General features: G+C 59.5%; 8 protein-coding genes. All 8 read left to right on the plus strand.

What is annotated here, in order from left to right; translation table 11 throughout:
* Window positions 1-1,257 (plus strand): PBSX family phage terminase large subunit (locus tag QVO51_RS03775; RefSeq protein ID WP_288167822.1); only part of this gene is annotated, 1,257 nt, incomplete at its 5' end.
* A gap of 59 nt (window positions 1,258-1,316) precedes the next feature.
* Window positions 1,317-2,462: a hypothetical protein gene (locus QVO51_RS03780; protein WP_022357303.1), complete on the plus strand. Its 1,146-nt coding sequence runs from the start codon at window positions 1,317-1,319 to the stop codon at window positions 2,460-2,462.
* Window positions 2,455-3,429: a phage major capsid protein gene (locus QVO51_RS03785; protein WP_022357304.1), complete on the plus strand. Its 975-nt coding sequence runs from the start codon at window positions 2,455-2,457 to the stop codon at window positions 3,427-3,429. Before QVO51_RS03780 ends, QVO51_RS03785 begins: the two co-directional genes overlap by 8 nt.
* Window positions 3,430-3,503: 74 nt before the next feature.
* Entirely contained in the window at window positions 3,504-4,349 is an 846-nt protein-coding gene (locus tag QVO51_RS03790) for a hypothetical protein (RefSeq protein ID WP_022357305.1), read from the plus strand.
* An 8-nt stretch (window positions 4,350-4,357) separates the two neighbouring features.
* Window positions 4,358-4,717 (plus strand): hypothetical protein, encoded by a 360-nt coding sequence (locus QVO51_RS03795; RefSeq protein ID WP_015557438.1) that lies wholly within the window; start codon window positions 4,358-4,360, stop codon window positions 4,715-4,717.
* Between the two features lies 1 nt (window position 4,718).
* Window positions 4,719-5,129 carry a hypothetical protein gene (locus QVO51_RS03800; RefSeq protein ID WP_022357306.1) on the plus strand — a complete coding sequence of 137 codons (411 nt, stop codon included), beginning with the start codon at window positions 4,719-4,721 and terminating at the stop codon, window positions 5,127-5,129.
* Complete coding sequence (locus QVO51_RS03805; RefSeq protein ID WP_022357307.1) at window positions 5,126-5,530, plus strand: hypothetical protein; 405 nt, start codon at window positions 5,126-5,128, stop codon at window positions 5,528-5,530. Before QVO51_RS03800 ends, QVO51_RS03805 begins: the two co-directional genes overlap by 4 nt.
* Entirely contained in the window at window positions 5,527-6,459 is a 933-nt protein-coding gene (locus tag QVO51_RS03810) for a hypothetical protein (RefSeq protein WP_022357308.1), read from the plus strand. The genes QVO51_RS03805 and QVO51_RS03810 overlap by 4 nt, the downstream gene beginning before the upstream one ends.
* The last annotated feature ends 416 nt before the right edge of the window (window positions 6,460-6,875 follow it).

Genomic DNA, 6,875 nt, shown 5'->3' on the forward strand with positions numbered 1-6,875 from the left:
GGCTGGTGGAGCCGCCGGGAAACCAGCGGTTATGACGCCATTATCTGTGACGGCGCCGTCCGAAGCGGCAAAACCACCGCCATGTCCCTGGGGTTTGTGAGCTGGGCTATGACCACCTTTACCCGGCAGAGCTTTGCCATCTGCGGCAGAACCGTCACCGCCCTGCGGCGGAATGTGGTGGTACCCCTGGTGGAAATGCTGGGAAATCTGGGGTTTACCTGCATTGAGAAGCTCAGCAAAAACTACATCGACATCAGCATGCAGGGGCGCTGCAACCGATTCTACCTGTTCGGAGGAAAGGACGAATCCTCCGCCGCCTTGATTCAGGGGATCACCCTTGGGGGGATCTTTCTGGACGAAGTGGCGTTGATGCCCCGATCCTTCGTAGAACAGGCCATTGCCCGGTGCTCTGTCAGCGGATCCAGGCTCTGGTTCAACTGCAACCCGGATCACCCCTACCACTGGTTCTATCGGGAATGGATCTGCAAAGCGGCGGAGAAAAACGCCCTGTACCTGCACTTCACCATGGAGGACAACCTGTCCCTGACGCCACGGATCCGGGCACGGTACCGGCGGCTTTACGCCGGGGTGTTTTACGACCGGTTCATTCTGGGAAAATGGACTGCCTCCAGCGGTCTGGTGTACCCCATGTTCCGGAAGGATGCCCACCTGTTTACGGAACCCCCTGCATGCACCCGGTTCGTGGTATCCTGCGATTACGGCACGGTGAATCCCACCTCCATGGGGCTTTGGGGAGAATCCGGCGGCGTCTGGTACCGGCTTGGGGAATACTACTACGCATCCCGGCAAACCGGCATTTCCCGGACGGACGAGGAGCATTATACCGCCCTGGAGCAGCTATGCAGCGGCAGAACCATTGACTGTGTTGTAATCGATCCCTCCGCAGCCAGCTTTATGGAGTGCATCCGCCGCCACGGCAGATTCCGGGTGATTCCGGCGAAAAATGACGTGCTCAGCGGCATTCGCCGGGTCAGCGACGCTCTGAAATCCGGCAGGATCCGGATTCACACAAGCTGCAAGGACTGCATCCGGGAATTCTCCCTGTATCAGTGGAACGAAAAGGCAGGCGGGGACGTACCCCTGAAGGAGCATGACCACGCCATGGACGATCTGCGTTATTTTGTCAGCACCATCCTTGCAAAGGAGGAAAAATCGCCGTTTTTCGTAGCATCTCTCACACGGGACAGGGGAATGTTCCACGTGGAACATTCCGGCGAAGTCTGTGAAACAACATAATTGTTCCACGTGGAACAATCGGGAAACATCGCTCATTTTGTCAGAACAGGAGGTTTACTGTGAAATCATCTGCCTCATCCGCCCCCGTGCTGATGCAGACTGTACGCCGGGAGTCATCCCTACGGCACAGGTTTGCCATTGATCCTGCGGAAAAAGCTCTGTACGAGGGGCTGCGGCATCAGATCCCCATCCTGGACGCTGCCATCACCAAGATCGTGCGTCTCACGGGGGGATACCGCATCACAGGTAAGAACAAAAGCGTCCAGAAGCAGCTGGAGCACTTTACGGAGAATGTGCCGGTTGGATTGACCGGCATGTCCCTGCCGGCGTTCACGGACTGCTTTCTGGATCATCTGCTCACCTACGGCAGCGCTGTGGGAGAGCTGCTCATCGACCGGGAGACCATGCAGGTTGCCGGACTTGCAAACGGAAGTCTCGCCGGACTGGAGGTGCGGCAGGGACGATCGCCGCTAGAGCCGGTATACATCCGGCACCAGGGGGAGGAGCAGCTGCGGCTGCCCTTTCCGGAGCTGATCGTTTACTCCGCCCTGAATCCGCCGCCGGGATCCCCCTACGGACGATCCCTTCTGGCAGGTCTGCCTGCCCTCAGCGGCATTTTACTCCGCATTTACGAGTGCATCGGTCAGAACTACGACCGTGCCGGCAGCATTCGCTATGCGGTTACCTATAAGCCTGGCGCAGACGGCACGGAGCAAGCCTTTGCCGCAGAGCATGCAAAACAGATCGCCCGGGAATGGAGCGATGGCATGGCGGCGGCAAGATGCGGCGAGATCCGGGATTTCGTTGCGGTGGGCGATGTGGACATCAAGGTCATCGGCGCAGAAAATCAGCTGTTCGACACCAATGTACCGGTGCGGCAGCTGCTGGAGCAGCTGGTGTCCAAGCTGTCCATCCCCCCGTTCCTGCTGGGCTTGTCCTGGTCCAGCACGGAGCGCATGTCCTCCCAGCAGGCGGATATCCTCACCTCAGAGCTGGAATATTTCCGCCGGCTTCTGACCCCGGTGATCCGGCGGATCGCCCGGCTGTATCTGGAGATCCAGTATGGTCTGGACGAGCCGGTGGACGTGGAGTGGGACAACATTAATTTACAGGACGAGGTGGAGCTTGCGGAGGCACGGCTCAAAAACGCACAAGCAAAGGAACTGGAACTGAAGCTTTTAAAGGAGGAAGCAAATCATGTATGACACCATCAAGCTGGAAAAGAGTATGTACAATCTGACGGGGAAGTCCTTCTCCCAGGCGCTGGAGGAGATGGATCCCACCACATCCTATGCGGATTCCCCCCTGGGAAAGCTGGACGCCTTTGAGCGTCAGCTGAAACGCTTTGACATTCATCTGAACGGCCCGGACTGCGATCGGGTAGAGAAATTCTTCACCACCACGGAAAGCGCCGTGCTGTTCCCGGAGTTTATCCGCCGGGCGATCCTGGCAGGCATGCGGGATTCCATTCTCACGGAGCTTGTGGCGGTGGAAACCAAGACCACTGCCCCCAGCTACACGCCCTTTAGCATCAGCGACGGCAACAGCGGCTTCTCCACCACCACCGATGAAGGAGCAAAGCTGCCTGCTACCGCCATTACCCTGGCAAGCACCGCCGTATCCATGACCAAGTTCGGCAGACTCATCACCGCCTCCTACGAGGTGATCCGGCAGCAGAAGCTGGACGTGTTTGCAGTGACCCTCCGCTCCATCGGCATGCGGCTGGCAAACGCCGTCACCAAGCAGGCGCTGGATACGCTGTACAACGGCACCACCCCCGCCGGTCTTGCCAGCACCTCCACCGGCTTTGGCTACGGGGATCTGGCGGCACTGTACGGCAAATTCACCGACTATGATCTGACCACCGTCATCACCACGCCGGAGCTGCTGTCCAAGATCCTTGCCATGAGCCAGATGGAGAACCAGCGCCAGGGCAAGCAGGGAGAGCTACTGCTGCCCTTTGGCGCAAAGCTGGTGAAATCCTCCCAGCTGTCCGGCAACAAGATCATCGGCATCGACAAGCGCTTCGCCCTGGAGCAGATCTCCTGCGGGGACATCATTCTGGAAACCGACAAGCTCATCGACTGTCAGCTGGATCGCATCGCCGTATCCGTCAGCGTGGGCTTCCGCACCCTGATGGGAGATGCAGTCAAGTCCATCAGCTGGACATAAGAAAACACCGCACAAAACAGCACGCTCCGGTCAGTTCTGATCGGAGCGCACTGCTATACGAAAGGAGAATGGATATGGAACAGAGCAAACTGCTGGAACAGCTGAACCGGTTTACACGCCGGAAGCATACCGCACAGGAGGTGTACATGTTTGACGTGATTCTGTGCGACAACGAGGTGGACCGGGACGGAGAATGCTTTACCAAGCAGGCGTTGGAGACCCTGTGCCGCCGGTTTGAGGGAGTTACGGGCATTTTCGACCACGACCCCAAGAGCAGCCGCCAGACCGCTCGGATTTTTGCCACGGAGCTTGTGGAGGATCCGGCACGGCGGACAGCATACGGGGCGGCGTATACTTATCTGAAGGCATGCGCCTATATGATCCGGACGGATTCCAACCAGGATCTGATCCGGGAGATCGACGGAGGCATCAAGAAGGAGGTCAGCGTGTCCTGCGCCGCCAAAACCAGCCGCTGCTCCGTCTGCGGCAGCACCGGGGCATGTGCCCACGAAAAGGGCAAGGTGTACGGGGGCAGGCTGTGCTACCGGGAACTGGAGGACATCAGCGACGTGTACGAGTGGAGCTTTGTGGCGGTGCCTGCCCAGGTGCATGCAGGAGTCACCAAGCAGTACGGTGCGTCCGGGGGCGAGGATCCGGTGCGGAAGGCGCTGCAAGCCCAGCTGGATGCCCAGCAGCAGGCGGTTGCCCTTGCCCGGCAGGATGCCCGGAAGCAGATTCGGCAGCTTCTGGCGGTGACGCATTCCAAAAGCGCAGCGGAAGCGGTGATGCAGAGCCTGGAGGGCATGGAGCTTGCCCGGCTGTACCAGTATAAGGACGCACTGCGCCGGGATTTCTCCCGACAGTGCGCCGCCCAGCTACAACCCGGGGAGCATGCACCCCTGGACAGCTTCAGAATGTGAGGTGCGGCATGAACCAGGAAAAAGCAAGAAGCATTCTCCGGATGTTCAGCGGCGTGGCAGACGTGAAGAGCCTGGATCCCCTTCTGGATGAGGCAACCGCCCAGGTGGAGCGGATGCTCCTGCCGGACGCAGACCGGGAGCGGCCCCAGCTGGATTATCTCTGCGCCGCACTGGCGAACCTGCGGCACAGTCAGATGCTTGCCGCCCAGAGCCAGCTGACCTATACCTACGCAGGCACGGTGGCGAAGGAATCCGACCGGGGGCAGAAGGTGCCCTTTGCCCAGGCACTGGCAGAGGAGTATCTGAAAGCCTGTGCGGATCTGCTGACCTGTCCCGCATCCCCCCTGATGCAGACGGGAGGGCAGTAGTATGGGTACCATTCAGAGCATTCTGACCCAGCTTTGCGATAGGATTGCCGCCACGGGAGCAGCCATCCGGCTGGCATACGACAAGATCCCCATTTCGGATCCCCCCTGCCGGTATATGACCGGGGCGGTGACGGCGGTGCAGCTGGCGTCCCCTTCGGACTATGCAGGGGGCAGTCTGTATCCGCTGAAATTACAGCTGGAATTTCACCTGCTGGCACCGGCGGAGGACACCCCCGGCATGCTGTATGACCGACTGGAGCAGCAGCTGATGACCCCGATACTGGACAGCGGCTACACGGTGATGCAGCTCCGGGCGGAGGCACCACAGATCCAGCCCAGGCTGAACAAAATGGAGCTGACCGCCCAGGTGACCCTGCTGTGCCGGTATCAGCGGAAGGAGGGGAGTGCATGACCCAGGTAACGGATACCGCCCCCAAGCTGTACACCCTGCTGCTGCCCACGTTCACCATGACCGTGACGGATTTCACCCTGTCCGGCGGCAGACAGCTCCGGGAGGAGTCCACAGTGGCGGACGACAGCCGGATGATCTCTCCGGGGGTGCGGCGGCATACGCTGACCCTCATGGGGTTTGTGCCGGATTCGGACGCAGCAGCCCTTGCCCCCAAGCTGGAGCAGCTTTGCAGCAGCAACACCGCCCTGACCTTTTCCTTTGCGGGGATGCACTTTGAGAGCCTGCACACAGAGCAGTATGCAGTGCGGCAATGCAAGACCCTGTCGGCGGCACAGGTGCAGCTGACTCTTGCCGGGGTGGGGGAGATCAGCCAGGTGACCGGGGAGGAGGATGCCACATGACCCCCACGCTGACCCTGACGGACGTATCCGGCAGCACCCTTACCGAGGCGGTGTGTCTGAGCTTCCGGCTGGAAAAGGAGCGATACACCCCCTTCACCATGCTGACCGCCCGGTTCCTCACCAGCCGCAGCGAGTTCGGGAATCCGGCGTCGGTGGCATTCCGGCTGGACAATCAGCTGCTGCACCAAGGGGTGCTGGACGGCTTGACCATGACGAAACAGAAGGGCATGCAGACCGTGCAGGTATCCTCCAGGGGCTTCACCAGTCTGCTGATGCAGAACCAGATGGCGGCAGGCATGCTCACCGGCGTGACCCTCCAATCCCTGATGGAGAAATACACCGTGCCGGGAGTGACCTATGAATCCGGCATTACCCAGACCAATTATGTGTGGGTGAAGGAGGGCACCAGCCAGTGGGATGCCATCGTGAACTATGGTTACAAGTACAACCAGGGGTACCCCTACATCAGCGGCGCCAACCAGGTGCGGCTCACCCGGAGCGATGGGACAAGCATCACCATCGGAGGGGATACTCTGCTGTCCACAGGCTGCGGACTGGATTACACCCGGATGGTGAGCCATATTCACATGGCGGACGCAGACGGCAATGCAGATGCGTTTTCCCTGGAGAATGCAGACGCCACCGCCCGGAACATTGCCCGACACCGGCAAATCTCCCTGGATTTGCAGTATGCGGCAAACCCGGCGGACTGTCTGGCGCAGAAGCTCCGGTACAGCATGCGTGCCTGTCAAGGCGTTCGGGCGGTGTATCCCGGCTATCACGGGGAGGATCTGGAGCGGCACATTACCCTGGGCAGCTTTGCCGCCGGGTATATTTCCAGAATGATCGTCACCGGGGCAGGGGGGCGGATCACCACGGAGGTGCATCTGTACCGGGACAAGTTCTGCAATCTGCCGGAAGCCACATAATGAATCCCGCCGGGGCATGTCTCCGGCGGGGTTTCTTTTTGCTTGTGTGTTATCTTTTATGCTCTGGGTGCTGTGGATACACTTTGCCGTTTTACCTTTTCAGTGACCCTTTCCTTGTGTGTTGTCTTTTATAATCTGCGTGCTGCGCTTACGCAGTACAGGTTTACCGATATCTTGGGGAGACAACCCGGGGGAAGGGGGGCAGCCCGGCTGCCAATCCCCCTTCCCCTTCCGGGTTTTCTCCCCCAGTCCCCCGCTTTCCGCCTTCCCCATCCCCCTTCAAGTGACATGCCAAGTTACACATTTCCATGATGTTACACAGAACGGTGCAAAACCAGTCTGGCGCATGAAATCATGGGAACAATCATAGCAGGCTCATTCTCCACAAGAGTGGGGAGAGTTGTGGAAAAGAGAGC

The organism is Ruminococcus sp. CAG:379, assembly GCF_000434255.1.
GTDB classification, from domain to species: Bacteria; Bacillota; Clostridia; order Oscillospirales; family Ruminococcaceae; genus Ruminococcus_F; species Ruminococcus_F champanellensis.